At 71.6% G+C, this 26,139-nt stretch carries 26 protein-coding genes; 4 read left to right on the forward strand and 22 right to left on the reverse strand.

The features are described 5' to 3' along the window. Positions 1-12: 12 nt before the first annotated feature. The 4 genes from NV263_RS24520 to NV263_RS24535 form a co-directional block, all read right to left on the reverse strand. The gene (locus tag NV263_RS24520; RefSeq protein WP_263248977.1) at positions 13-1,302 is read right to left on the reverse strand and encodes a flavin monoamine oxidase family protein; all 1,290 of its coding nucleotides are present in this window, start codon (positions 1,300-1,302) and stop codon (positions 13-15) included. Between the two features lie 32 nt (positions 1,303-1,334). After that, positions 1,335-2,795 (reverse strand): purine-cytosine permease family protein, encoded by a 1,461-nt coding sequence (locus NV263_RS24525; protein WP_263248978.1) that lies wholly within the window; start codon positions 2,793-2,795, stop codon positions 1,335-1,337. 233 nt (positions 2,796-3,028) lie between these two features. After that, complete coding sequence (locus NV263_RS24530; RefSeq protein WP_263248979.1) at positions 3,029-4,441, reverse strand: helix-turn-helix domain-containing protein; 1,413 nt, start codon at positions 4,439-4,441, stop codon at positions 3,029-3,031. A gap of 13 nt (positions 4,442-4,454) precedes the next feature. Continuing rightward, positions 4,455-5,918 carry a PucR family transcriptional regulator gene (locus NV263_RS24535; RefSeq protein WP_263248980.1) on the reverse strand — a complete coding sequence of 488 codons (1,464 nt, stop codon included), beginning with the start codon at positions 5,916-5,918 and terminating at the stop codon, positions 4,455-4,457. Between the two features lie 177 nt (positions 5,919-6,095). On the opposite strand from NV263_RS24535, the gene gabT reads away from it, so the two are divergent. Beyond that, a complete protein-coding gene (gene gabT / locus NV263_RS24540; RefSeq protein WP_450104034.1) occupies positions 6,096-7,433 on the forward strand; it encodes a 4-aminobutyrate--2-oxoglutarate transaminase in 1,338 nt (445 codons plus the stop codon). A gap of 176 nt (positions 7,434-7,609) precedes the next feature. Here gabT and rlmN read toward each other — a convergent pair whose 3' ends face one another. After that, the gene (gene rlmN / locus NV263_RS24545) at positions 7,610-8,722 is read right to left on the reverse strand and encodes a 23S rRNA (adenine(2503)-C(2))-methyltransferase RlmN (RefSeq protein ID WP_263248981.1); all 1,113 of its coding nucleotides are present in this window, start codon (positions 8,720-8,722) and stop codon (positions 7,610-7,612) included. Positions 8,723-8,892: 170 nt separating this feature from the next. On the opposite strand from rlmN, the gene NV263_RS24550 reads away from it, so the two are divergent. Beyond that, complete coding sequence (locus NV263_RS24550) at positions 8,893-9,567, forward strand: metal-dependent transcriptional regulator (RefSeq protein ID WP_380759186.1); 675 nt, start codon at positions 8,893-8,895, stop codon at positions 9,565-9,567. On the opposite strand, the gene NV263_RS24555 is transcribed toward NV263_RS24550, so the two are convergent. Next, a complete protein-coding gene (locus NV263_RS24555) occupies positions 9,547-10,092 on the reverse strand; it encodes a hypothetical protein (protein ID WP_263248983.1) in 546 nt (181 codons plus the stop codon). The genes NV263_RS24550 and NV263_RS24555 overlap by 21 nt on opposite strands. Positions 10,093-10,412: 320 nt before the next feature. Here NV263_RS24555 and NV263_RS24560 point away from each other — a divergent pair, with 320 nt between their 5' ends. Next, complete coding sequence (locus NV263_RS24560; protein WP_263248984.1) at positions 10,413-11,177, forward strand: VOC family protein; 765 nt, start codon at positions 10,413-10,415, stop codon at positions 11,175-11,177. 13 nt (positions 11,178-11,190) lie between these two features. Here NV263_RS24560 and NV263_RS24565 read toward each other — a convergent pair whose 3' ends face one another. From NV263_RS24565 to rpsB, 6 genes are all read right to left on the reverse strand, one after another. Continuing rightward, entirely contained in the window at positions 11,191-11,898 is a 708-nt protein-coding gene (locus NV263_RS24565) for a class I SAM-dependent methyltransferase (protein WP_263248985.1), read from the reverse strand. After that, complete coding sequence (locus NV263_RS24570; protein WP_263248986.1) at positions 11,898-12,749, reverse strand: phosphatidate cytidylyltransferase; 852 nt, start codon at positions 12,747-12,749, stop codon at positions 11,898-11,900. The genes NV263_RS24565 and NV263_RS24570 overlap by 1 nt, the downstream gene beginning before the upstream one ends. 36 nt (positions 12,750-12,785) lie before the next feature. Next, positions 12,786-13,343 carry a ribosome recycling factor gene (gene frr / locus NV263_RS24575; RefSeq protein ID WP_263248987.1) on the reverse strand — a complete coding sequence of 186 codons (558 nt, stop codon included), beginning with the start codon at positions 13,341-13,343 and terminating at the stop codon, positions 12,786-12,788. Between the two features lie 106 nt (positions 13,344-13,449). Continuing rightward, positions 13,450-14,199: a UMP kinase gene (pyrH, locus tag NV263_RS24580; RefSeq protein WP_263248988.1), complete on the reverse strand. Its 750-nt coding sequence runs from the start codon at positions 14,197-14,199 to the stop codon at positions 13,450-13,452. Positions 14,200-14,428: 229 nt separating this feature from the next. Beyond that, a complete protein-coding gene (tsf, locus tag NV263_RS24585; protein WP_263248989.1) occupies positions 14,429-15,244 on the reverse strand; it encodes a translation elongation factor Ts in 816 nt (271 codons plus the stop codon). Between the two features lie 170 nt (positions 15,245-15,414). Beyond that, the gene (rpsB, locus tag NV263_RS24590) at positions 15,415-16,245 is read right to left on the reverse strand and encodes a 30S ribosomal protein S2 (protein WP_263248990.1); all 831 of its coding nucleotides are present in this window, start codon (positions 16,243-16,245) and stop codon (positions 15,415-15,417) included. Positions 16,246-16,638: 393 nt separating this feature from the next. On the opposite strand from rpsB, the gene NV263_RS24595 reads away from it, so the two are divergent. Further along, the gene (locus NV263_RS24595; RefSeq protein ID WP_263248991.1) at positions 16,639-17,154 is read left to right on the forward strand and encodes a M23 family metallopeptidase; all 516 of its coding nucleotides are present in this window, start codon (positions 16,639-16,641) and stop codon (positions 17,152-17,154) included. Positions 17,155-17,160: 6 nt separating this feature from the next. Here NV263_RS24595 and whiG read toward each other — a convergent pair whose 3' ends face one another. From whiG to trmD, 10 genes are all read right to left on the reverse strand, one after another. After that, positions 17,161-18,150: an RNA polymerase sigma factor WhiG gene (gene whiG, locus NV263_RS24600; RefSeq protein WP_263248992.1), complete on the reverse strand. Its 990-nt coding sequence runs from the start codon at positions 18,148-18,150 to the stop codon at positions 17,161-17,163. Beyond that, entirely contained in the window at positions 18,125-19,096 is a 972-nt protein-coding gene (locus NV263_RS24605; protein ID WP_263254351.1) for a tyrosine recombinase XerC, read from the reverse strand. The genes whiG and NV263_RS24605 overlap by 26 nt, the downstream gene beginning before the upstream one ends. Positions 19,097-19,173: 77 nt before the next feature. Continuing rightward, positions 19,174-20,334 carry a DNA-processing protein DprA gene (dprA, locus tag NV263_RS24610; RefSeq protein WP_263254352.1) on the reverse strand — a complete coding sequence of 387 codons (1,161 nt, stop codon included), beginning with the start codon at positions 20,332-20,334 and terminating at the stop codon, positions 19,174-19,176. Positions 20,335-20,351: 17 nt separating this feature from the next. Continuing rightward, positions 20,352-21,872 carry a YifB family Mg chelatase-like AAA ATPase gene (locus NV263_RS24615; RefSeq protein WP_263248993.1) on the reverse strand — a complete coding sequence of 507 codons (1,521 nt, stop codon included), beginning with the start codon at positions 21,870-21,872 and terminating at the stop codon, positions 20,352-20,354. Further along, a complete protein-coding gene (locus tag NV263_RS24620; protein ID WP_263248994.1) occupies positions 21,873-22,271 on the reverse strand; it encodes a YraN family protein in 399 nt (132 codons plus the stop codon). 220 nt (positions 22,272-22,491) lie between these two features. Next, entirely contained in the window at positions 22,492-22,815 is a 324-nt protein-coding gene (locus NV263_RS24625; protein WP_263248995.1) for a DUF2469 domain-containing protein, read from the reverse strand. Positions 22,816-22,848: 33 nt separating this feature from the next. Beyond that, the gene (locus NV263_RS24630) at positions 22,849-23,610 is read right to left on the reverse strand and encodes a ribonuclease HII (protein ID WP_263254353.1); all 762 of its coding nucleotides are present in this window, start codon (positions 23,608-23,610) and stop codon (positions 22,849-22,851) included. Continuing rightward, complete coding sequence (gene lepB, locus NV263_RS24635) at positions 23,607-24,530, reverse strand: signal peptidase I (RefSeq protein ID WP_263248996.1); 924 nt, start codon at positions 24,528-24,530, stop codon at positions 23,607-23,609. The genes NV263_RS24630 and lepB overlap by 4 nt, the downstream gene beginning before the upstream one ends. Positions 24,531-24,787: 257 nt before the next feature. Next, entirely contained in the window at positions 24,788-25,147 is a 360-nt protein-coding gene (rplS, locus tag NV263_RS24640) for a 50S ribosomal protein L19 (protein WP_263248997.1), read from the reverse strand. Between the two features lie 190 nt (positions 25,148-25,337). After that, complete coding sequence (gene trmD, locus NV263_RS24645) at positions 25,338-26,135, reverse strand: tRNA (guanosine(37)-N1)-methyltransferase TrmD (RefSeq protein WP_263248998.1); 798 nt, start codon at positions 26,133-26,135, stop codon at positions 25,338-25,340. Between the last annotated feature and the right edge of the window lie 4 nt (positions 26,136-26,139).

The following is a 26,139-nucleotide window of genomic DNA, read 5'->3' on the forward strand; positions in this document are numbered from 1 at the left end:
TTCCAGGTCATCTCAGTCCGCCGACAGGATTTCCGCGGCGGCCCGCTTGCCCGATTCGATCGCGCCGTCGATGAAGGCGCGCCAGCGGCGGGCGGTGTGCGACCCGCCGAAGTGCACGCGGCCCTCAGGCTCGGCCACGCACAGCTCGTACTCGGCGAACTGCCCGGCGCGGAACGTCGCCCAGGTGCCCTTGTTGAACTCGTCGTGCACCCAGTCGTGCGCGTGGGCGGCGACCACCTCGGCCTCCGGGGCGAACTCGCGGACCGCGCGCTGCACGTCCGCCAGGTCGTCGGGGTTCACCCGGTCGTGTTCGGGGGCGAAGCACACCAGCACCACGCCGCGCTCGGTGGTGTACATCGCGCCGACGTAGTCGAACGCCGTGCCCCAGCCGAAACCGCTGATGTCCTCGGGCACGTTGCGCGCCAGGGCCCAGATCTTCTGGCCCTGACCGGCGTGGTTCTCCCGGGAGATCGCGGCCTTGCCCGCCGACAGCGCGGGGCTGAACTCGATGTCCTGCCACACCCCGACCGCCGTGGTGACCAGCACCCGGTCGGCGCGTACCTCGCCGCCGTCGTAGCCGACGGTCACGCCCTCGTCGTCGGCGGCGATCCGGCGGACCGGGCTGGACAGCCGCAGCTCGGCGCCCGAGTCGTCGAGGATGGCCCGGGCCAGCGACACGGTGCCCTCGTCGAACGTCCACCCCAGCACGCTGGCCTGCACCATGCCCCACAGCGAGCTGCCCATCGACGCGCACCAGCGGACGATGTCCAGCGCCGAACCGGTTTCCTCGCTCGCGTTGGCGCAGCCGCAGAACCAGGAGATCATCAGCTCCTTGGCGTTGCCGGTGAGCCCGGCGTCCTCGGCCCACTGCCGGATCGGCACGTCCAGGTCGGCGACGTCCTGCTCGGACAGCGGACGCAGCGGGTCGAGGCGGGACGCCGCCTCCACCAGCGCGCGCACCGCGTGCTCCAGCGCGCCGTACTCCTCCGGCGGCACCGGCAGCAGCGCGTCCAGCACCTCGCCGTGGTCGGACCAGGTCATCCGCCCGGGCAGCTCGCTGTCGGAGATCGGGACGCCGTAGCGCTGCACCTCGGCCCAGACGTGGGTCTGCTCCGGCACGATCCAGGTGCCGCCCATCTCCAGGCCCACGCCGTCCCAGACTTCCGGCTGGTACCAGGTGGACCCGCCGATGCGGTCCCGGGCCTCCAGGACGAGCACGTTGCGGCCCGCCTCGCGCAGCTCGCGGGCCGCGGTCAGGCCGGAGAAGCCGGCTCCGATGACGACGACGTCGTAGTGCTCCATTGCTTCGAACTTCCTCGTTGGTGTCGGGTGTTTCAGACGTTGGCGCCGGAGGTGGCGCGGACCGGTTCGATCTCCGGGACCGGCTGCGGGCTGCCGAGGGTCAGCAGCCAGAACGCGACCGCGGTGGCCGCGGCGGCGAGCAGGAAGCTCACGTCGATGCCGCTGGTCAGGGCCAGCAGCGGGCCCTTGTACAGGGCGGTGTCCACCGACAGCGAGCCGACCGCCGAACCGATCGCCCACGCGATGGCCGCGCGGATGTTCCAGCCCGCGGTGTACCAGTAGATCCCGCCGCGGGAGCGCCGGTTGTAGACCTGGAGCGCATCCGGGTCGTAGACGCCGCGGCACCGGGCGAAGCCGAACAGCGTGATCACCGCCCAAGGCGTGCCGATCGCGGTGAGCAGCAGCACGAACGCGGTCACCGCGTCCTGGGCGTTCCACACGAAGTAACCCAGGTAGACCAGGGTCGTCGACAGCGCCGAGACCAGCAGCGTCGCCTTGGGCCGGGACAGCGGCGGCACGATCGCGTCCAGGTCCAGGCCCATGCTGTAGATCAGCGCCCCGGCGTTGCCGATGGTGCCGAACAGCCCGTTGAGCAGCAGCGGCAGCAGGAACCACAGGGGCGCGGCGGCCACCAGCGGCCCGACGTAGTCGTCGGCGGCGTGCGCGGCGTACGCGGTGAACGTGCCGAACAGCTGCGGGATCAGCAGGCCGAGGACCATGCCGACGCTGGAGGCGACGAAGACCTTCTTCGACGAGTAGCGGTGCGGGGAGACGTACCGGCTGTAGTCGCCGAGCAGCATGATGAACGCCATCGGGCCGGACAGCCCGGCCGCGACCGTGGACATGGCCCAGGTGTGCCAGAAGTCGCCGAGCGCGTAGCCGCTGTTCACCACGGGTCCGGTCTGGAACTTCCCGGCGTAGGCGACGAATCCGACCGCCATGAGCACGACCGTGCCCAGCGCGACCCACTTGCTCATCTGCGTCAGCATCCGGTAGCCGAAGATCGCCACCAGCACCGACAGCACGGCCAGCACGGCGTAGGTGACGCTGTAGGCGACCCCGCCGTCGGGCAGGCCGAGCAGCCGGTGCAGCGGACCGACCACGGCGGCGCCGCCGGTCCACACGGTCAGCGCGGCGTAGCCCAGCGACAGCAGCAGGCCGATCACCGAGCCGATCAACCGGCCGCGGACGCCGAACGTGCCGCCGCTGCTGGTGGACAGGTTCGTGCCGGTCTTCAGCGACACCAGGGCCAGCGGCGCGACGAGAACCGTGCCCAGCAGCGTCCCGCAGACCATCGACGTCACGGCGGGCCAGAACTCCAGCCCGAACGAGGCGGGCAACCAGCCGAAGATGACCACGCCCAGGCACATGTTGGACCCGAGCAGGATGCCGATGATGTCCCGCGGCCGACCGGTGCGGTCGCTGTCCGGGATGGTGTCGACACCGTGGGTCTCGATGCCCGCTCGGCCTGCTGACGACGGCTCTGGCGTCATGCGGTGACCTCCTGTTCCGTGCGAGGACCCCGCACCGCGGCGCTCCCCCGACGTGCGTCGTCGGGGCCGCCGTCGGTCGGGGCGGGGAAGGGTCGGGGTCCGCGCGGCACCGCAACAGAGTGCGGCGCGTCACGCCGCCGAGGTAGTCACCGAACCTCCGAAGTCCCCCAGCACCGTTGGACGATCGCACAACGCCAGGCCCGATCGACCGCCCCAGCCGGTCGGTGCGCAGGTCAGGACTGGCGGAACGCGCGGACGGCCAGGAAGAGGTCGACGCGGTCCGCGGTGCGCGACAGGCTGCGCCCGGTCAGGTCCTCGACGCGGCTCATCCGGTGCCGGAGCGTGTTGATGTGCACGTGCAGCTGCTGGGCGGCCTCCTGCCAGCGGCCGCCCGCGTCGAGGAACACCGCCAACGAGGGCAGCAGGTCGCTGCCGCGGCGCTCGTCGTGTTCGAGCACCGGGCCGAGCAGGGCGCGGGAGGTGGCCGCGAGCAGTTCCGGGTCCTGCGCGGACAGCAGCAGCGAGGGGCTGCTCAGCTGCTCGTGCGTCATCCACCCGCTCCGCTCGCGCGAGGACACCGCTTCGGCGGCGTGCGCCGCCTGCAACAGGCTCACTCGCAGCTCGGCGGCACCGCCCGGTTTGCCGACTCCGACGTGCACGACACCGTCGCCGAACGCGTCGTGCACCCGCCGGGCCAGCTCGTGGGTGGTGCCCTCGATCCTGGCGAACGCGACGACGTCCCCGCCGCGCTGCGCGACCGCCCCGTCGTGGCCCAGGAACTCGCCCAGCCGCACGGAGTCCGCGTCCGGCCGCGAGGTGCGCAGCACGACCGCCGCGAGCGGGCCGTCCGGAGGCAGGCCCAGCGCGTGCAGCCGCGTCCGCACCGTCGCGATCCCGACCGCCCCGCTGTGCACCCACTCGAAGAGCTCCCAGGCGTAGCGCAGCTCGGTGGCCCGCACCGCGCGGGCCCGTTCGATCTCCAGCGCGATGAACGGCATCGCCTGCACGACCGCGGCGTGCTCCTCGACGTCGAGGTCTGCGACCGGTCTGGGCAGCAGCAGCTCCGCGTCGGCCAACCCCTCGCCGACCAGCGGCAGCGGGTGGTTCGGCCGGGGCGCCTCCCCGGCCACGAGCCCACCGGCCACCCGCACCGCGACCGGGTGGCCGAGCTGCTGGGACAGCGCGTGCAGCACGGTGTCGACCCCGCGGCGCACCCGCAGCGCCGCGACGATCGCGTCGTGCTGGGCGAGGTGCCTGCGCAGCGGGCGTTCCCACTCGGCGCGCTTGGTGTTCACGAACGCCTCGACGATCTGCAGGAACGCCACCCGCACCGGCACCACGAAGCAGGTCAGGCCGTGCGCCCGGGCGGCGTCGACGAACGCCTCGGGCACCGCGGTGTCCGGCGGCACGAGCCCGAACCCGACGGCCGCGACGTCGGCGGCGGCCAGGTCGGCGACGAACGCCTCCGCCGTGATGCCCGCGGTGCGCCACACGCCCGCGGTGAGCACCACCTCGCCGCCGCGCAGGAAGCGCCCGGGGTCGGAGACCTCGATGGTGTGCACCCAGCGGATCGGCCGGTCGACCCGGCCGCGCACCCGCACCCGCAGGTCGAGTTCGGGGTTGTCGAGCAGTTCCGCGACGAGCAACGCGCGCCTCCCGTCACTGGCCGGGCCGGTCGAGGATCTGCAACGCCAACCAGAGCTCGGCCCGCACTCCGGGCTGGTCGAGGCGGCGCCCGAGCAGTTCCTCCGCCTTCCGGACGCGGTTGCGCAGGGTGTGCCGGTGCACTCCCAGCCGTCCCGCGGCGGGATCCCACTGGCCGTGGTGCGCCAGCCAGGTCTGCAAGGATCGCAGCAGCACGTCGTTGTCCCGCACCGGGGCGAGCAGCGCCTCGGCGAACGCCCGCGCGTCCGCGTCCGGCACCAGGTCGAGCAGCCCGTGCCCGGCGAGCTCGCCGAACCGGACGGGGGTGTCGCCGCGCCCGGCTGCCCGCGCGGCCTGGCGCGCCTGCCGCAGGCCCTCGGCCAGCGAGTCCACTCCGCACGGCTCGGAGATCCCGATCGCCGCGTCCGGACGTGCGGTGAGCCAGTCCAGCGCCGGTCCGCCCGCGACCACCCCGACCGCGCAACCGTCGTGTTCGGCCAGGTAGACGGGTTCGCTCGGCTTGTCGGCCTCCAACCGGGAGAGCACGTCGTCGGCCTCACCGGCCTCGGCCAGCACCACCACCCGGAACGGCTCGGGCGGCAGTTCGGCGTGCAGGTCGGACAGCGCGTCCTGCACGGCTTCGCCGCGCAGCATCAGCTCCAGGAACCCGGTGCGCAGCCGCCGCCGGGTGGCCGCGAGCGCCTCGACCTGTTCGAGCGCGAGCGTCAGCAGCGAGGCCGCCGAGTTGATCACGTGGTGGTCGGTGGTGGCGAACGGCCCGCCGCGCCCGACGACGAGGAACCCGCGGGCCCGGCCACCGAGCGCCTGCATGCTGACTTCCTGGTCGTCCAGGGAGAAACCGGTCGCCGCCAGCCCGCGCTTGGCCCGCAACCTGTCCACTTCGGAGGAGATCCGGTCCAGCCGGTTGAGGGCGGCGGCGGGTGCGCCGTGCAGCGGCCTGCCCCCGGCGTCGAGCAGCAGCACCCAGGCGTCGAGCAGTCCGGCGAGCTTGCGCACCAGCGCGGCGACGCCGCTGCTGCTCCCGGCCGCCTGCGCGAGTTCGTGCTGCGCGCGGCTGGTGCGCCGCAACCCCGCGTACTCGTCGGCCGCGATGGCGCGCGAGGCCGCCTTGCTGATGGCGATGAACGGCGTCGGCCGCGGCACCTCCAGCAGCGGCAACCCGGCCCCTTCGGCTGCGGACCGCAGCTCGTCCGGGACCGCGCGGTGGCTGAGCCCGACGCCGAACCCGAGCCCGGCCACCCCGGCGTCCACGAGCCGCTCGACGAACCGGCCCGCCCCGTCCGGGCGCAGCGACATGCCGGTGGTCAGCAGCAGTTCACCGCCCTCCAGGAACGGCGTGGGATCGGCGAGTTCGCTGGTGTGCACCCAGGTCACCGGCTGGTCGAGGCTTTCCGCCCCGGCGTGCGCGACCAGGCCCAACTCCGGGTCCGCCACCAGATCCCGCAGGGTCAACGGCACCCGACAACCTCCTGACAGTGTGTCGAACCGGGCCAGCTGAGTTAACCAGATCGTCGACTGTTCGGCGCAACCCGTCCGGACCGACGCTGGATCGCGGAACGTGAGCGCCTGTCTGTTCGGCCACCGGCACCGCCACGCACGACGAGTTCGAAGACAGGCTCTGAACAGGAGGCCCCAGTGACTGCGACGACGATGTCCCTGCCCCAGGCGCGCGTGCTGCGCACCGAGATCCCCGGCCCGTGCTCCCGCGAGCTGCAGCAGCGGCGAGCCGCCACCGTCGCGAGCGGCGTGTCCAGCGTGCTGCCGGTGTACGTCGCCGAAGCCGCCGGGGGCGTGCTGCACGACGTGGACGGCAACTCGCTCATCGACCTCGGCTCGGGCATCGCCGTCACCAACGTCGGCAACTCGGCCCCGGAGGTCGTCGACCCGGTGCGCCGCCAGGCGGGCGAGTTCACCCACACCTGCTTCATGGTCACGCCCTACGAGAACTACCTGCAGGTGTGCGAGGAGCTGGCGGCCCTGACCCCGGGCGACCACGACAAGCGCAGCGCCCTGTTCAACTCGGGCGCGGAGGCCGTGGAGAACGCCGTCAAGATCGCCCGCCGCGCCACCGGCAGGCAGGCGGTCGTGGTGTTCGACCACGCCTACCACGGGCGCACCAACCTCACCATGGCGCTGACCGCGAAGTCGGTGCCCTACAAGCACGGTTTCGGCCCGTTCGCCCCGGAGATCTACCGGGTTCCGATGTCCTACCCGGCGCGCGACGCGCGCAGTGGCGAGCAGGTGGCGCGGGAGGCCGTCGAGCGCATCGACAAGCAGCTCGGCGCCGACTCGGTGGCCGCCGTGCTGATCGAACCGGTCCAGGGCGAGGGCGGCTTCATCGAACCGGCGCCCGGTTTCCTGCCGGCGATCTCGCGCTGGTGCACCGACAACGGCGTGCTGTTCGTCGCCGACGAGATCCAGACCGGCTTCTGCCGCACCGGTTCGTGGTTCGCCTGCGAACACGAGAACGTGGTGCCCGACCTGATCACCACGGCCAAGGGCATCGCGGGCGGTCTGCCGCTGGCCGCGGTCACCGGACGCGCGGACATCATGGACGCCATGCCGCCGAGCAGCCTCGGCGGCACCTACGGCGGCAACCCGCTGGCGTGCGCCGCCGCCCTCGGCGCCATCCGCGCGATGCGGGAGCGCGACCTGCCCGCCGCTGCCCGCGCCATCGGCCACGTGGCGTTCCCGCGGCTGCGCGCGCTCGCCGACGGCAACGACGCGATCTTCGACGTCCGCGGTCGTGGCGCCATGATCGGTGTCGAGTTCGTCAAGCCGGGCACCACCGACCCCGACCCGGAGGTCACGGCCCGCATCGCCAAGACCTGCCACCAGCAGGGGGTCGTGGTCCTCACCTGCGGCACCTACGGCAACGTCATCCGCCTGCTGCCGCCGCTGGTCATCGACCACGCCCTGCTCGACGAAGGGCTCGGCGTCCTCGAATCGGCCATCGTCGAGCACACCCGCTGACGCCCCGGACCGGGTCGCGGGCGGTGCTGCCGGGAACCGTCCGCCCGCGGCCCACCGTTCCCCGGGCGCGCGGCCGTGCCGCGGCCCTCCTGCCGCGCCCGGGGAACGGTGCGGTTCCGCGCGGAACCGCACTCCCCGTCAGTCGGCCAGGCCGCTCGGGTGCGCGGGGCCGCGCCTCACTCCTCGGCGGCGAGCTGACCGCACGCGGCGGCGATCTCCTGGCCCCGGGTGTCGCGCACCGTGCAGGGCACCCCGGCCTCCTGGACGCGGCGGACGAACTCCCGCTCGACCGGCTTGGGGCTGGCGTCCCACTTGCTGCCCGGCGTCGGGTTCAGCGGGATGAGGTTGACGTGCGCGAACCGGCCGAGGTGCCGGTGCAGCAGCTTGCCCAGCAGGTCGGCGCGCCACGGGTGGTCGTTGATGTCGCGGATCAGGGCGTACTCGATGGACACCCGGCGACCCGTCTGGTCGGCGTAGCCGCGCGCCGCCTCCAGCACCTCGGCCACCTTCCAGCGGTTGTTCACCGGCACCAGGGTGTCGCGCAGTTCGTCGTCCGGGGTGTGCAACGACACCGCCAGCGTGACCTGCAGCCCCTCGGACGTCATCCGCCGGATGGCCGGGACCAGCCCGACCGTCGACACGGTCACCGAGCGCTGCGACAACCCCAGCCCCTCGGGCGCCGGGTCGCAGATCCGGTGCACCGCGTCCACCACGCGCCGGTAGTTGGCCAGCGGTTCGCCCATGCCCATGAACACGACGTTCGACAGGCGTCCCGCACCGCCCGGGATCTCGCCGTCGCGCATCATCGCCGCCGCCGACCGCACCTGGTCGACGATCTCGGCGGTCGACAGGTTGCGCTGCAACCCGCCCTGCCCGGTGGCGCAGAACGGGCAGGCCATCCCGCACCCCGCCTGGCTCGAAATGCACACCGTCGCCCGGTCCGGATAGCGCATCAGCACGCTCTCCAGCAGCGTGCCGTCGTGCGCGCGCCACAGCGTCTTGCGCGTGGTGCCGTTGTCGGTGTCCAGGTGGCGGACCGACGTGAGCAGCCGGGGCAGCAACTTCTCGCCCAGCATGTCGCGACTGCTCGCGGGCAGGTCGGTCATCTCCGCCACGTCGGCGTTGAGGCGCGCGAAGTAGTGGTGCGATAGCTGGCGCGCCCGGAACGGCTTCTCCCCGAGTTCGACGACCGCCGCGCGCCGTTCCTCGGCGGACATGTCGGCCAGGTGCCGCGGGGGCTTGCCGCGGCGCGGGGCATCGAAGACGAGCGGGAGGGAAGTCGCAGACATAGCGTCGCCCAGTGTCCCATGCCCGGGTGACCGCCCGGTGCGCGGTCGGTCCCCGAGTGCGGCGTTGCACACCCCCACCCGCCGACGTCCCTGCTCCGCACGGGGGTCGGCGCGCGCAAACCGCTGCCCGGGCGGATCATCGGCGGCCGTATCGTGAAAGCATGACGAGTATGGCCGAGCGCCCCTCGCCTTCGGTGGAGGACTACCTCCGGGCGATCTACGGGCTGAGCGAACGCGGCGTGCCCGTCACCAACGCGACGCTGACCCAGCGGCTCGGACTCAGCCCGTCCTCGGTCTCCGGGATGATCAACAAGCTCGCCCAGCTGGGCCTGGTCACCCACGTCCGGTACCGCAGCGTCGAACTCACCCCGGAAGGCCGCCGCCTCGCCTACGACGTGCTGCGCCGCCACCGGCTGATCGAGACGTTCCTGGTGGAGGAACTCGACTACACCTGGGACGAGGTGCACCGGGAGGCCGACGCCCTGGAGCACGCGGTGTCCGACGAACTCGTCGAGCACATCGCCGCCAAGCTCGGCCACCCCACGCACGACCCGCACGGCGACCCGATCCCCACCTCGGAGGGCGTGGTGGAGAAACCCGCCACCCAGCTGCTCGACCAGGTCGAACCCGGCACGGTCGGCACCATCGCGCGGGTCTGGGACACCGACTCCGATCTGCTGCGCTACCTCACCGAACACGGCCTGACGCTCGGTGCGCGCATCGAGGTCGTCGAACGCAAGCCCTTCGGGGGCCCGCTGGTGGTGCGCGTCGGCGGACCGCCCGGCGAGGTCCAGTTCCTCGGCGACGAGATCTCGGCGGCCCTGTCAATCAGCGTGCAGTGGTGACCGCGCACCACCCACGGAGGCGCTGCGCGTCCCCGCCACATCGGTCATCCGGCTCCGCTCACCGGACGCGCCCTCTGCGGACCGGGCGGTGACATCGCCGGTGGGGATGAACTTCCCCCTGGTTCCGGGGACGGGGTCGGTTCCGGTGTCGTCGCCGTAGATCTGGTCGGTCACCAAGCGGCCGTGCAGCTCGTCGGTCCGGTGCGCTCCGAGCACCGCGAGCAGCAGGTCGAACCGGCTGTCGGTGAGCGCGACGGCGACGTAGCAGAACCCGCCGAGCCCGGTGAACACCAGCCCGGCGACCCACCACACCGATGAGCCGTTGACCAGGGACATCACCGCGACCGCCAGCGCCAGCGCGGCGCCGAACGCCACTGCCCGCGCGATCGACACCTGCCGCAGCATCGACCGGAACGCGGGGTACTGGTGGCACAGGTGCCGCATGACGCGCGCACGTTCCCGCCGGTCCATCTGGGCGAGTTGGCTCAGGCCCGCGGTCACCGGCGCCGTCGTGCGGTCGGCCATGACTGCTCCTGACAACCCGCGTGCGTGCCGTGACAGGGTCCTCTCGCGTGCCTGCACACACACTGAGTGACCAAGTCAAGTCGATCACGCGGTCCGCACCGGATCAAGGCGTCATTCGGGGGCGTTCGCGTTGCGGAAAAGGCACCGAACAGTAACGCCGCCAGGCCGACCCGGGGGAACGGTTCCGCCGACGGTGTCTGCTTCGCGCCCACGCCGGTCACCCACCGCTTCCCCGCGCCGACGAGGTTCGGCGAAGGGTGCGGACGCCCCCGGGGAGACCGAGACTGGACGTGCGAAAACCCGCGAGGCGAGGAGGAACGATGGCCATTCCCGTGGGGGCGCCGGCGTGGGTGGACCTGGCCACCACGCGCGTCGCGGACGCCCGCGAGTTCTACACCGGGCTGTTCGGCTGGCGGTGGATCCAGCGCCCGGACTACAACATCGCGATGAAGGAGTCCAAGCCGGTAGCCGGGCTGCTCCTGCCCGAGGCCGACGTCCCGACCGCGTGGACCCTGTACCTGGAGTGCGGCTCGGCCCGCCGCGCCGTGGAACGCATCCGCGCCCTCGGCGGCAAGGTCCTCGTCCCGCCCACCGAGACCCCGGCCGACGAGATCTTCCTGGTCGCCGAGGACCCGACCGGTGCCGCCATCGGCCTGTGGGAGGCGCCGAAGAACGCGGCGTTCGGCCGCGACCACGCGGGCATGTTGTGCTGGGCCGAGTTGCACACCCGGGACGGTTCGGCCGCCGACCCGTTCTACGCCGAACTGCTCGGCTACCGGCAGGAGCAGATCGGCGAGGTCGGCGAGGGCTTCGACTACACCGTCTGGTACGTCGACGACCTGCCCACGGTCGGCCGGTTCGAGACCAGCACCGCGCTGCCCGAGGACATGCCCGCCCACTGGCAGCTCTACTTCCAGGTCAACCCGGACCAGGACACCGACACCGCGGTCGGCCGGGTCGTGCAGCTCGGGGGCAGGGTGCTGCGGGAGCCGTCCGACTCGCCGCACGGTCGCATCTCCCTGGTGCAGGACATCCTCGGTGCCCAGTTCTTCCTGATCGACACCGCCCAGCGCACCGGCGAATGAGCCGGCCGGTCCGTCACGCGCGCAGCAGCCCGGACGGTTTGCGGCGGACGCGGACCCGGTAGCCGACCGGGATCGTCAGCCCGGGCACTTCGCGCGCCGCCCGCCGCGCGACCTTCGGGGAGAACTCGATCCCGAGCACCGCTTCGAGGCTGTCCCGGTCGTCGAACCGCCACACCGTCGCGACCGGGACGCTGTCGAAGCCGTGCCGCTGGAAGAACGCCTCGATCGCGTTCGGGTCGAGCTGCGGCGCGTCCGCCCGCATCCACTCCCCGTAGGGCGGGCACCCGGTGTCGAGGTCGACGATCGCGAGCGTCCCGCCGGGCCGCAGCACCCGCTCCGCCTCGGCGAGACCGGGCTCGCAGCCGGGGCCGAAGAAGTAGGCCGTGCGCGCGTGGACCAGGTCCGCGCTGGCATCGGCCAGCGGCAACCGCTGCGCGGGCGCCACCCGCACGTCGACGCCGGCGGCACCGGCGACCCGCTCGCGGGCCCGCTCCACCAGCGGCCGGTGCGGTTCGATCCCGATCACGGTGCGCGCGGACGCGGCGAACTCCGCCAGGTGGAACCCGTCGCCGCAGCCCACGTCGACGACGTCGCGACCGGTCCAGTCGCACCGCTGCCGCAGCTCCCGCCACAGCGCACCGGTGCTGTCCTGCGCCCGGTTCTCCCGCTCGTAGACCTCCGGCCAGTGCCAGATGTTCGGGCTCGGCGTGACCGCGTTCATCACGTCGCCGCGGGAAGCAGCCAGAACAGCACCATCCAGGCGACGGCCGCGGAGGGCAGCAGCGAGTCCATCCGGTCCATCAGGCCGCCGTGGCCGGGCAGCAGGTTGCCCATGTCCTTGATGCCGAGGTCCCGCTTGATCAACGACTCCATCAGGTCGCCCACCGTCGCGCTGCACACCAGCGCCGCGCCGAACAGGACGCCCTGCCACCAGTGGCCGTCGAGCAGCAGCGCCACCGACAGGGCACCGGCGACCACCCCGGCGGCCATCGAACCGCCGAAGCCCTCCCAGGACTTCTTCGGGCTCACCCGCGGTGCCATCGGATGCCGCCCGAACAGCACCCCGGTGGCGTAGCCACCGGTGTCCGAAGCGACCACGCCGATCATGAAGCAGAGCACGCGGAACGCGCCGTCCTCCGGCCGCACGAGCATCGCCGCGAAGGCGGCGAACAACGGCACGTACGCGGCCGTGAACACCGACGCCGACACGTCCCGCAGATAGCCCTCGACGCCGCCGCGGAAGCGCCAGGCCAGGCACGCCAGCACGGTTATCGCGAACGCGATCAGGACACCGCGCAAGCCGAACGGCCAGGACAACCAGACCATCGCCTGCCCGCCGACCAGCACCGGCGGCAGCGACACCCGGATCCCGGAACCGCGCCGGAGGGCACCCGCGAGCTCGGCGGTGGCCACCGCCACCGCCGCCGCGACGACCCCGATGAACAGGTGCCGCACCATCAGCAACGACAGGATGATCGCCGCTCCGAGGACCACCCCGACACCGATGGCGGCACGAAGATCGCGTCCGGCCTTGGGGGAACGCGGAGGCGGGTCCGGGGCCTCGGCGGACATTCCGGACTCACCTTCGCACTGGCCGGCCGTCACCACTCAGACCTCTAGAAGTTCCGCTTCCTTGTGCTTGACCAGCTCGTCGATCTGGGCGACGTAGCGGTGGGTGATGTTCTCCAACTCCTTCTCACCGCGGGTGCCCTCGTCCTCGCCGGCCTCGCCGTCCTTGACGATGCGGTCGATCTCTTCCTTCACCTTGCGCCGGATGCTGCGCACGGTGATCTTGCCTTCCTCGCCCTTGTGCTTGGCGAGCTTGGCCATCTCCTTGCGCCGCTCCTCGGTCATCTGCGGCACCACGACCCGGATGAGCTGGCCGTCGTTGCTCGGGTTCACGCCGAGGTCGGAGTCGCGGATCGCGGTCTCCATCGCCTTGAGCTGGCTGGCGTCGTAGGGCTTGATCACCACCATCCGCGCCTCGGGCACGTTGATGCTGGCCAGCTGGTTCAACGGCGTCGGCGAACCGTAGTAGTCGACGACGATGCCGTTGAACATCGCGGGGTTCGCGCGGCCGGTGCGAACAGTGGCCAGTTCGTCCTTGGCCACCTCCACCGCCTTCTGCATCTTCTCCTCGCCTTCGAGAAGAGCTTCGTCGATCACGGCTGCTCCTTAAGTCTGCCGACCGGTGGACATTGCAAGTGTCGCCTGATTCGCGCTGGGCGGGTCGACCGGGACACCCGGCCCCACCTGCATGATCCCAGCACGCTCACGCCGACGGTGGCGCCGGGGTGCTCACCAGCGTGCCGATCTTCTCACCGCCGACCGCCCGGGCGATGTTGCCTTCCTGGAGGAGATTGAACACCAGGATCGGCATGTGGTTGTCCATGCACAGGCTGAACGCCGTCGCGTCGGCGACCTTGAGGCCGCGCTCCAGCACCTCGCGGTGCGTGATGGTCTCGAACAGCCGCGCGTCCGGGGTGGTCTTCGGGTCGGCGGTGTAGACGCCGTCGACGGCCTTGGCCATCAGCACCACCTCGCAGCCGATCTCCAGCGCCCGCTGGGCCGCGGTGGTGTCGGTGGAGAAGTAGGGCATCCCGGTCCCGGCCCCGAAGATCACGACGCGGCCCTTCTCCATGTGCCGCATCGCCCGCCGCGGGATGTACGGTTCGGCGACCTGCCCCATGGTGATCGCCGTCATCACCCGCGTGTCGACGCCGTGCTCGCGCTCCAGGAAGTCCTGCAGCGCCAGGCAGTTCATCACGGTCCCGAGCATCGCCATGTAGTCGCCGCGGGCGCGCTCCATGCCGCGTTGCTGCAGCTCAGCGCCCCGGAAGAAGTTGCCGCCACCGATCACGATGGCCACCTCGACCCCATCGGCGACGACCTCGGCGATCTGCCGGGCGACCGTGCCCACCACGTCGGGGTCGATACCGACCCCACCGCCGCCGAACATCTCGCCGCCCAGTTTGAGCAGCACCCGCCCGTAGCCGCGTTGCGATGGGCCGTCCTCGGTCACTGGTTCCTCCTCCAGAGGTTCGCCTAGCTCTAGGTCCGGTAGCGGACCGGTCACTCCTTCGGGCCCGGTCGCCGCGTCTGCGGTGGTGCGCGACGGCGACACCGCAACCTTGCGAAAGCGCCCCGCCTTGCGACGAAGGCGGGGCGCCGAAGTCGTGCGCACCGGCGGGCACCGGCGACACCGTGCGTAACAGCCGCCCGGCGGTCACGCACGCCGAGCGGGTCGGCCGTCAGTGCTGGCCGACCTCGAACCGGGCGAAACCGGTGACGGTGACCCCGGCCTCGTCCAGCAGCGCCTTGACGGTCTTCTTGTTGTCCTGCACGGACGGCTGCTCAAGCAGCACGTTCTCCTTGAAGTACCCGTTCAGGCGACCTTCGATGATCTTCGGTAGGGCCTGCTCGGGCTTGCCCTCGGCCCGGGCGGTCTCCTCGGCGATCCGCCGCTCGTTGGCCACGACGTCCTCGGGGACGTCGTCGCGGCTGAGGAACTGCGGCTTCAGCGCGGCGACCTGCATGGCAGCACCGCGGGCGGCCTCCTGCGAGTCACCGGTGTACTCGACCAGCACGCCGACGGCGGGCGGCAGGTCCGCGGAGCGGCGGTGCAGGTAGGTGGCGACCTCGCCGTCGAACTTGGCGACGCGGCGCAGTTCCAGCTTCTCGCCGATCTTGGCGGACAGGTCCTGGATCGCCTCGGCGACGGTCTTGCCGTCCAGCGGAGCGGCCTTGGCCGACTCCAGGTCGGCGGCACCAGCGGCCTTGACCGCGGCGACGATCTTGTTGGCCAGCTCGACGAACTCCTCGTTCTTGGCGACGAAGTCGGTCTCGCTGTTCAGCTCGATCAGCACACCGCCGTCAGCGGCGACCAGGCCCTCGGCAGTGGCCCGCTCGGCGCGCTTGCCGACGTCTTTGGCGCCCTTGATCCGCAGGTTCTCGACGGCCTTGTCGAAGTCGCCGTCGGCCTCCTCCAGGGCCTTCTTGCAGTCCATCATGCCGGCGCCGGTGGTCTCCCGGAGACGCTTGACGTCGGCCGCACTGTAGTTCGCCATCGTGCGTTGTCCGTCCTTGTCAGTACGAAGCGGAAGGGTCTGTGCGGAGGGGCGTCGGCGCGGATCCGAATGGTCGACGCGCCGTGGGCACCCACCTGGGATTCAGTGTGGCAAGGCGGCAGCCCGGTCGCGCCCCGTGCCCGACCTCGCGGTCACGGGGCGCGCACGGCTCAGGACTGCGCGGACTGCTCGCCGGAGCCGGAACCGGCCTCGGCGGACTGGCCGGACCCGGCCAGCAGCTCCTGCTCCCACTCGGCCAGCGGCTCGCCACCGGCGGGCTTCTCCTCGCCCTCGGCGGCACCGTTGGTGCGACCGCTGCGGGCCATCAGGCCCTCGGCCACGCCGTCGGCGACCACGCGGGTCAGCAGCGCGGCGGAGCGGATCGCGTCGTCGTTGCCCGGGATCGGGTAGTCGACCTCGTCGGGGTCGCAGTTGGTGTCCAGGATCGCCACGACCGGGATGCCCAGCTTGCGGGCCTCGCCGACGGCGATGTGCTCCTTCTTGGTGTCCACGATCCACACGGCGCTGGGCACCTTGCTCATGTCGCGGATACCGCCGAGGGTCTTCTCCAGCTTGTCCTTCTCGCGGGTCAGCATCAGGATTTCCTTCTTGGTGCGACCCTCGAAGCCACCGGTCTGCTCCATGGTCTCAAGTTCCTTGAGACGCTGCAGACGCCGGTGGACGGTCTGGAAGTTGGTGAGCATGCCACCCAGCCAGCGCTGGTTGACGAACGGCATGCCGACCCGCTGGGCCTGCTCGGCGATGGCTTCCTGCGCCTGCTTCTTGGTGCCGACGAACAGGATCGTCCCGCCGTGCGCGACCGTCTGCTTGACGAAGTCGTAGGCCCCGTCGATGTAGGACAGGGTCTGCTGCAGGTCGATGATGTAGATGCCGTTGCGCTCGGTGAAGATGTAGCGCTTCATCTTCGGGTTCCAGCGGCGGGTCTGGTGCCCGAAGTGCACGCCGCTGTCGAGCAGCTGCTTCATGGTGACGACGGCCATGGCCTGATTCGCACCTCGTGTGGTCGGGCGCGCCGGGGCGCGCGGTTCGGGTTCACGCGACGGGCCGGGTGACCCGCCGCCCTGGCGCCCGCCCGAAGCCCCCACCCGGAACCTTCCGGGACCGCGGGGACACCGGCACCACCACCGGGCTGGTCCGGGCAGGGGCCGAGGAGCGGAGTTCGACGGCTTGTCCCGGTTGTGCGCCGACCTGCTCGGGGTGGCGTGCGGGCACGCGAAGTCGGTCCGTGCGGACACGAAACCGCGCTGACAGTGTACTGGACGCGCAGGGTGTCCCCGATCGTGGACCACGAGTTGTCCACAAGGGTCCGGTTGATCCACAGATGCGCGGATCGACCCTGTTGCCCGGAGCACACCCCGGCCAGCCTGGGGATCATGCGACTGCTGCTCCCCGCCGTGCTGTGCTGCGCGTTCCTGACCTGGTCAGCGGCCCCCACCGGGCCCGCTGCCCCGACGGCTCCACCACCCGCACCCACCACGTCCTTCGGCGCCCCGCTGGCCCCACCCGAGGTGGCCCGCCCGTTCACCCCGCCGGCCTCGGAGTACGGGCCCGGCCACCGCGGAGTCGACCTCGCGGCCACCGCGGGCGCCCCGGTGCTGGCCGCCGGCGCGGGCCTGGTGCGCTACGCGGGGCGGATGGTGGACCGCGACGTGGTCTCGATCGAGCACCCCGGCGGCCTGCGGACCACCTACGAACCGGTCGCCCCGCTGGTGGCGGTCGGCGACCGGGTGGCGCGCGGACAGCCGATCGGCAGCCTCGAACCCGGCCACCCCGGGTGCCCGGCCGCTCCGCAACGGGCGTGCCTGCACTGGGGCGCCCGCCGAGACGCGGAGTACCTGGACCCGCTGCGGTTGATCAGCGGCGGCCGGGTGCGCCTGCTGCCGTGGTGACGGTGGTCAGTTCTGCTCGGTGAGCTTGCTGCGCAGGCGCAGGACGGCGCGGGTGTGCAGCTGGCACACCCGCGACTCGGTCACCCCGAGGACCTTGCCGATCTCGGCCAGGGTGAGGTTCTCGAAGTAGTAGAGGGTGACGACCACGCGGTCGCGCTCGCTGAGCCGTCCCACCGCCTCGACGAGCTGCCGCCGGCTGTCCCGGTCCACCAGCGCGGCGACGGGGTCCTCGGCGCGGTCATCGGGCAGCGTCTCGGCGAGGGACGCGTTGGCCGGACCACCACCGATGAGGTCGTCCAGCGCGATCACGCTGGTCATCTGGAGTTGGGCGAACAGCTCGCGCAGCTCCTCCACGGACAGTTCGAGCTCCTCGGCCAGTTCCGAGTCGGTGGCCGTGCGCTGCAACCTGGCCTCCAGGCGTTCCAGCGCGCGCTCCACGTCGCGAGCCCGGCTGCGCACCGACCGCGGCACCCAGTCCTGGGCGCGCAGGTCGTCGAGGATCGCGCCGCGAATGCGCTGCATGGCGTAGGTCTCGAACTTCAGGCCGCGCTCGGGTTCGAACTTCTCGATCGCATCGACCAGGCCGAAGATCCCGGACTGGATCAGGTCGGAGATCTCGACGTGCGAGGGCAGGCCGGTTCCCACCCGGCCGGCCACGTACTTGACCAGCGGCGCGTAGTGCAGCACGAGCCGGTCGCGCAGCTCCTGGTCGCGGCGCTCGCCGAACGCCTTCCACAGCGCCACTATCCCGGCCTCGACCTCGTCGGCGCCGCGCTGGTCCGCATCGTCGGCGCCGATCCGCTCCGCAGCCAGAAGAGCGCTGTCCAGCGGGAATCGCGTACCCTGCGGCGAGTTGTCGCGCAGCAGGCGTCCGTTGGTGGCCCCCTCTTCGGCGCGCCGCCGCGCGGAGACCTTCGCCGAGGTCGAGGTCGATCTCGCGGCCACCGTGTCGGAGCCGCCCCCGGCGCTGTCAGGAACGGGGGTGGGTTCGGTCATGGATCGCCTTCAGCCGTTCGACGGTCACGTGCGTGTAAAGCTGGGTCGTTGAGAGCGTAGCGTGACCAAGCAACTCCTGAACGCTACGGAGGTCTGCTCCGCCTTCCAGCAGATGGGTCGCCGCGGAGTGACGCATCCCATGCGGGCCGATGTCCGGAGCACCGGAAACGGCTCCGATCGCCTCGTGCACGACCCGGCGCACGGTGCGCGGATCGATCCGTCCACCTCGGACTCCCAGGAACAACGCCGCTCCGGACGACTCCTTGGACAGCGCGGGCCGACCGGCGGAGACCCATCGGCCGAGCGCTCGATCGGCCGGTAGGCCGAACGGCACCACCCGCTCCCGATCGCCCTTGCCGATCACGCGCAAGACCCGGCGCTCGTCGTCGACGTCGTCGACGTCGAGCCCGCACAACTCGGCCACTCGCACGCCCGTCGCGTACAACAGCTCCAGCATCGCGTGGTCCCGCAACGCCACCGGATCACCCTGTTCCGCGCCGAGAGCGGACGCACGCATCGCCTCCCCTGCTTGCTCCTCGCGCAGAACCACGGGCAGTTTGCGCTGCTTCGAAGGTGACGCCAAGCGCGGTCCCGGATCGACCGGTAACAGCCCGGAACGAAAGGCCCACGCGGTGAAGGTGCGCGCCGCGGCCGTGCGACGCGCGAGCGTCGACCTGCTGGCACCGTGCCCGTGCTGCGCCGACAGCCACTCCCGCAGCACGGACACGTCGAGCGCGGCGACGTCCGCGGCCTCACCGGTGCCCAGGTGGTCCAGCAACGACACGACATCGGCGACGTAACCGCGCACGGTGTGCCCGGAAAGACCGCGTTCAGCCGCCAAGTACCGCTCGAATCCGTCCACTGCACGAGCGAGCGGTTCCGGCAGTTTCGCCCGGACAGAGCGGAAATCCGGTCGCCGCGGTCCCGTGGAACGAGTACGCGCCATGCTTCGACGCTCGTCCCTGCGCCGCCGCCGGTCAAGCATCGCCACGCCGAAGCATGATCACAAGCCCCCGGACGTCGTCACGGCGACACCGACCACCCCCGTTCGGTCCGCACCGCCAGTCCCGCGAGTTCGAGTTCCGGCAACAGCGCCCGGACCTCCCGCAGCGGCAGACCGCAGTCCCGGGCGACCTCCTCCGCCGCCGCGCCGTCCGCACCGCGCAGGGCGTCGTGCACCCGCTGCGCCGCGGAGCTCAGGTCGTCGGTGCGGCGCTCCGGAACCGAAGGGCCGCACGGCACCGCGCCAACGAGCGGATTGAGCAGCTCCAGGACGTCCTCGACCCGCGTGGCCAGCACCGCTCTGCCGGACCGGACCAGTTCGTGGCAGCCCACCGAGTTCTGCGACGTCACCGGGCCGGGCACCGCCAACACCGGTTTGCCGAGCGCGTCCGCGCTGTTCGCGGTGTTCGTCGCCCCGCTGCGCGCGCCGGCCTCGACGACCACGGTGGCCCGTCCGGACGCCGCGATGAGCCGGTTGCGCACCAGGAAGCGGTGTTTGCGCGGGGGCGTACCCGGCGGGTACTCGCTGACCACGAGCCCCTGCTCGGTGATCACTCGCAGCAGTCGAGCGTGCCCCGCCGGGTAGTCGATGTCCGCGCCGCAGGCCAGGAACGCCGCGGTCGCGCCGCCCGCGGCGAGGGCACCGCGGTGCGCCGCGCCGTCCACGCCGTACGCCGCACCGGACACGACCGCGAAGCCGGCTCGGGTGAGACCGTGGCCGAACTCGGCGGCGACGTGTTCGCCGTAGCCCGACGCCGCTCTGGCCCCGACCACCGCCACGCCTGTACCCAGCACGTCGCGGGTTGCGGCGGAACCCCGCACCCACAACGCCAGCGGTTCGGCCATGCCGGGCAGTTCCACGGACCTGGCGTCCGCCAGACCGGCGAACACCGCGACCGGCCATTCGTCGTCCTCCGGCACGACGATCCGGACGCCCGCCTCGTCCGCAGCGGCGAGCAACCGCTCGCCCGAGACGTGGTCGGCGCGGGCCTCCACCTCCTTCGCGACGCCCGGTGGGACCTTTCCCCGGCGGACCGCCTCGGCAGCACGGCACGGCCCCGCTTCGGCGACGAACCCGGCCAACGCCGGGGCAGGAGGCTCCGCCACCCCGGACAGATACGCCCGCGCGGCGCGGATCCGCCGGTACTCGGCGTCGCCGCGGCCGGATGCCAGCAGCCGCATGTCGTGGTGCGAGCTCATCAGGCCGCCCTCCGATCCCGGAACTCCAGCGCCGCGGCGACGTGTTCGGCTTCCGGGACCGTGCGCCCGTCGAGATCGGCGAGCGTCCAGGCCACCCGCAGGCACCGGTCCGCACCGCGCGCGGTGATCGCTCCGGACTCCAATCCGCGGTCCAGCAGTGCCGTAACGCGGGAGGGCAGCGAGAACTCGCGCCGCAGCACCGGTCCGGGCACCTCGTTGTTCGTCCGCCAGCCGTGCTCCTGCCACCGCTCCCGAGCCGAATCCCGGGCTGCCGCGACCCGTTCCCGGACCACGGCGGTGGGTTCCGGATCCGGTCCGCCGTAGACCGACATCGCGGTGATCGGCCTGGTCCGCACCCGCAGATCGACCCGGTCCAGCAGCGGCCCGGACAGCTTGCCGAGGTAACGCCGCCGCGCGTGCGGGGCGCACCGGCAGTCGACCTCCCGCGCCGGAGCGCACGGACACGGGTTCGTGGCCAGCACCAACTGGAACCTCGCCGGATACCGGAAGGTCCCGTCCCGCCTGGCGATCCGGACCTCTCCCTCCTCCAACGCGGTGCGCAGCGCCTCCAGCCGCTTCGGGCCGAGCTCGCACGCTTCGTCCAACAGCAGGATGCCGTGATGGGCGCGGCTGACCGCCCCGGGCCGCGCCCACCCGGTGCCGCCACCGACCAACGCCGAGACCGACAGCGACGGATGCGGTGCCACGAACGGCGGTGTCGGCGAAAGCCCGGTGTCCTCTCCCAGGTCACCGGCCACCGAGCGGATCGCGGTCACCTCCAGCGCCTCGTGGCGCGTCAGCTCGGGCAGCAGGCCGCAGAGGCGTTTGGCCAGCATCGTCTTGCCGGTGCCGGGCGGTCCGACCATGAGCAGGTGGTGCCCGCCCGCCGCAGCCACCTCCAGTGCCCACCGCGCCTCCGGCTGCCCGAGCACGTCGGCGAGGTCCAGCACCTCGCCCGGCTCCGACCGCGCCAGCGGCGGAGGCGGTTGGTCGTCCAGGTCGACCAGCTCCCGCAGCCACGCGATCACCTGGCGCAGATGGGTGGCGCCGAAGACCTCCAGACCGTCGACGAGCTTCGCCTCGGCGAGCCCGGCGGTCGGTACCACGGCCCGCGCCATGCCCTCCCGCCGCGCCGCCAGCAGCGCGGGCAGCAGTCCTCGGACCGGCCGGATCCGCCCGTCCAGCGCCAGCTCCCCGAGCAGCACCGTGCGGTCCAGGCGGTGTGGCGGGACCACCTCGGCTCCCGCCAACACCGCGCAGGCCAGGGCGAGGTCGTAACTGGTGCCGGTCTTGGGCACGGCGGCAGGGGAGAGCGCGAGCGTCACGCAGGTCTCCGGCCAGTCCTCGCGGCAGTTCTGCACCGCCGCGCGCACGCGGTTCTTCGACTCCTGCAACGCGGTGTCCGGCAGCCCCAGGAGCTGGACCGATGGCAGACCGCCCTTGCGCACGTCCGCCTCGATCTCCACCAGCACCCCGTCGACGCCCAACAGCGCGACTGCCCAGGTTCGCCGCAACGCCATCTAGAACACCCCCTTCAGGTGCTCCAGGCGGACGGGTCTGCCCGGTGGCCACAACACCGACACCACGTCGAAGCGCACCGGGCAGCCGACGAGCCCGCGCTCGGACAACCAGGTGCGGGCCAGGCTCCGGACCCGGCTGATCTTGTCCGGCGAGACCGCACCCAGCGGACCGCCGTAGTCGACCCCGGAGCGCGCCTTGACCTCGCAGAACACCACGGTGTCGCCGTCGGTGGCGACGATGTCGAGCTCTCCGCGCGGGCAGCTCCAGTTGCGGTCGAGCACCATCAGCCCGTGTCGTTCCAGCAGTCGTGCGGCCAGGCGCTCGCCCTCGATGCCCAAGGCGTGCCGACGGCCCTTGGTGTCGTCATCGGACAGCGGTCCCACGATCGTCCGCTTCATGGTCGCCTCCCGGTCCAGCGGTCAACATCGACATCTCCAACGTGCCGAGACCGCGCACCGAGTACCAGGCTCTTCGCAAATCTGTGGATAAACCGGTCACCTGTGGACAACTCGGTTAATGCGGACGAGTGAGAAAAGTCCGCAGACCCGAAAAGCGCGCGCAAAAAAACTCGGGCGGTCGCTCACCGACCGCCCGAGCTCCGGGTACGCACGTCGCCGCTCAGCCGCCGAACGGGCCGCTCTCCGGCAACCGCAGATCAGGCTTGTCCAGCTCCTCCACGTTCACGTCCTTGAACGTGATGACCCGCACGTTCTTGACGAACCGCGCCGGGCGGTACATGTCCCACACCCACGCGTCCGACATCGCCACCTCGAAGTAGACCTCCGAGTCGGAGTTGCGCACCTGCACGTCCACCACGTTGGCCAGGTAGAAGCGCCGTTCGGTCTCCACGACGTACGTGAACTGCCCGACGATGTCGCGATACTCCTTGTAGAGCTGCAGCTCCATCTCGGTCTCGTACTTTTCGAGATCCTCGGCGCTCATCGCTGTGCGAGCCCTTCCACGTTGCCGATCGGACTACCACTCGTCGTCATTGTCCACCACATCGCCCTCGGAAGCATCGAACAACCCGGGCTTGCTGGTCACCGTTCGCGGGCAGCGCACCCCGTGCAGCTGCGCGGCGGACGCCACGTTGGCGTAGGACCAGCGGTGCTCCGCGCAGGGGCCGAACCGCTCCAGCCGCGCCGAGTGCAGCGGTGTGCAGTAGCCCTTGTGCTCGTCGAAGGCGTAGTCCGGGAAGTCGGTGTGCAGGTCGGTCATGATCCGGTCGCGGGTCACCTTCGCCAGCACCGACGCCGCCGCGACGCAGGCGGCGACCAGATCGCCCTTGATCACCGCCACGCTCGGCGTGGCCAGCCCCTGCACCCGGAACCCGTCGGTGAGCACGTACCCCGGGTGCACCTCCAGCTGCGCGATGGCGCGGCGCATCCCCTCAAGGTTCGCCACGTGGATGCCCAACGCGTCGACGTCCTCGGCGGGGATGACGATCGCGGACCAGCTCAGCGCACGCCGGGTGATGATGTCGAACAGGCGCTCCCGCTCCTGCTGGGTCAGGACCTTCGAGTCGGTGAGGCCGTCGAAGCGGCGGCCGTCACCGGGTTTCAGCGCGCAGGCCGCCACCACCAACGGCCCGGCGCACGCACCGCGCCCCGCTTCGTCGACCCCCGCCACCGGCCCGAGACCGCGGCGGTCCAGCGCGCTCTGGAGCGCCCAGTTGCCGCTGCTGCGCCGGACCACCGTTCTCGGCGGCCGGAACTCCAGCCTCGCCGCCACCGTCAGCGTCGCTCCCGCGAACGTCTGTCACTCACCACACCGACGAGCCTACGGCCCATCCAGACCGTCGGGAACGCCGCGGCGAATCCGACCCCCGCCGGTAGCCCCGTCTGCCACCCGGGGGCGCCGAGCGCGCCGGCCTGCGGATTCGGGTCGCCGACGGACTGCCAGCGGGTCGGCGGCAGCACGATGAACTGCGCCTTGCCGATGACGTTCGAGACCGGGACCACACCGTTGAGGCCGCCGCCGCCCTGCACCCGGGAGTCCGCGGAGTCGTTGCGGTTGTCACCCATCACCCACAGGTCACCCCGCGGGACCGTCACCGGCTTGAACTCGTCCTGACCCGGCGCCTTGCCCGGCTCCCAGTAGACGTAGGGCTCGTTCAGCGGTTTGCCGTCGACCAGCACGCGGTTCTGCGGGTCGCAGCACGAGACGGTCTGGCCGCCGGTGGCGATCACGCGCTTGACGAAGTCCTTCTCATCGGGCGCGCCGAAGCCGAGCAGCGAGGCCACGCCCTGGAAGAACCCGACGACCGGGTTGGACGTCTTGGGCGTCTCGAACTCGTTCTCCATCCACGTCTGGGGGCCGCGGAAGACCACCACGTCGCCCGGCTTCGGATCGCTGAACCGGTAGGTGATCTTGTCGACCAGCACCCGGTCGTTGTTGCAACCGGTGCACCCGTGCAGGGTGCGCTCCATCGACTGCGAGGGGATCACGTACACGCGCGCCACGAACGCCTGGATGAGCACCGTCAGCACCAGCGCGGTGACGATCAGGATGGGCAGCTCTTTCCAGAACGAGCCCTTCTTCTTTCCCCGGGACCGGCCCCGCCGGGAGCGCTCCGCTGGCGCTTCCGGAGTACCACTCGGGTACTCCCCGTGCTGGGGTTCTTCCTCTGGTCCGGTGGAGCGCACGACATCGGCCACCCGGCCAGGCTACTGGAAACAGCAGGCGCGGCGTCGTGCTCCCCCGGCAGTCCAGGGCCTCCCCCCCAGGACCGGTTGGCGGCGCACTGACGTGCGCTTTTCCCGGTGCGGAAGGTCGACTCGGGGTGCGGTCCGGCAGCACTCACCCGCCGCCCGCCCGCCTTGATCACCCGATGGTGCGGATCGGGCTGTCCGGAAAAGGCGAAAGGCCCGGGTGCGAGCACCCGGGCCTTGCCGAACGTTCCGCGCGGAGCGGATCAGGAAGCCGGAGCGGTCTCCCGCTTCTCCTTGACCTTCGCCGCCTTGCCGACGCGGTCCCGCAGGTAGTACAGCTTCGCCCGTCGCACGTCTCCGCGCGTGGCGACCTCGATCTTCGCGATGTTCGGGGAATGCACCGGGAAGGTGCGCTCCACACCGACACCGAAGGACACCTTGCGCACGGTGAAGGTCTCCCGGATGCCGTCGCCCTGGCGGCGGATCACCACGCCCTGGAAGACCTGGGTCCGCTCCCGCGAACCCTCGATGACGCGGACGTGGACCTTGAGCGTGTCGCCGGGCCGGAAGGCCGGGATGTCGGAACGCAACGACTGGGCGTCCAGTGCGTCCAGGGTGTTCATCGGTGGTCCGTCCTCATCCGTGTCGATGGCACCCGTGTTCTCGCATGTCGGAACCCAACCTGCCGGTGGGCACCGCCTGACACGGGGTGAACTTGCTTTGCGAGCACGCCGGACTCGTCCGGCTGCAACAACCGTTCCAGTGTGCCAGATCCGCATCCGACCGCTGGAACCGACCCTGTTCGAGGGGAGTTCAGCGGACCGCGTCTCCGGACTCGCCGGACTCTCCGGAATGCTCGGGTTCACCGAGTCTACCCAGGTGTTCCCGGTCCGCCGCGCCCAGGGTGCCCGCGGGCATCGCGGCCAGCAGGTCCGGTCGCCGGTGGTAGGTGCGCTCCAGCGCCTGGTCGCGCCGCCAGCGGGCGATCGCGGCGTGGTTGCCGGACCGCAGCACGTCGGGGACCGCACGGCCGCGCCACACCTCGGGCCGGGTGTAGCAGGGACCTTCCAGCAGGCCGTCGGAGAACGAGTCCTGCTCGGCCGACATCGGATTGCCGAGCACGCCGGGCAGCAGCCGCGCGACCGCCTCGATCATGACCAGCGCCGCGACCTCGCCGCCGACCAGCACGTAGTCGCCGATGGAGACCTCCTCCACCGGCATCCGGGTCGCGGCGTCGTCGATGACGCGCTGGTCGATGCCCTCGTAGCGACCGCAGGCGAACACCAGCCGCGGTTCGGCGGACCAGCGGACAGCGGTGCGCTGGGTGAACGGGCGTCCCGCCGGGGTGGGAACCACCAGCCGCGGCGCGGGGCCGCCCGCATCGGTGGCGCACACCTCGTCCAGGGCCTCGCCCCAGACCTGGGGCTTCATCACCATGCCGGGACCGCCGCCGTACGGGCTGTCGTCGACCGAGCGGTGCACGTCGTGCGTCCAGTCGCGCAGGTCGTGCACGCCGACCTCGATGCGCCCGCGGTCGATGGCCTTGCCCAGCAGGGCTTCCCGCAGCGGGGCCAGGTAGTCGGGGAAGATCGTGATGACGTCGATGCGCATGCCG

Source organism: Saccharopolyspora rosea (genome assembly GCF_025643595.1).
GTDB classification, from domain to species: Bacteria; Actinomycetota; Actinomycetes; order Mycobacteriales; family Pseudonocardiaceae; genus Saccharopolyspora; species Saccharopolyspora rosea.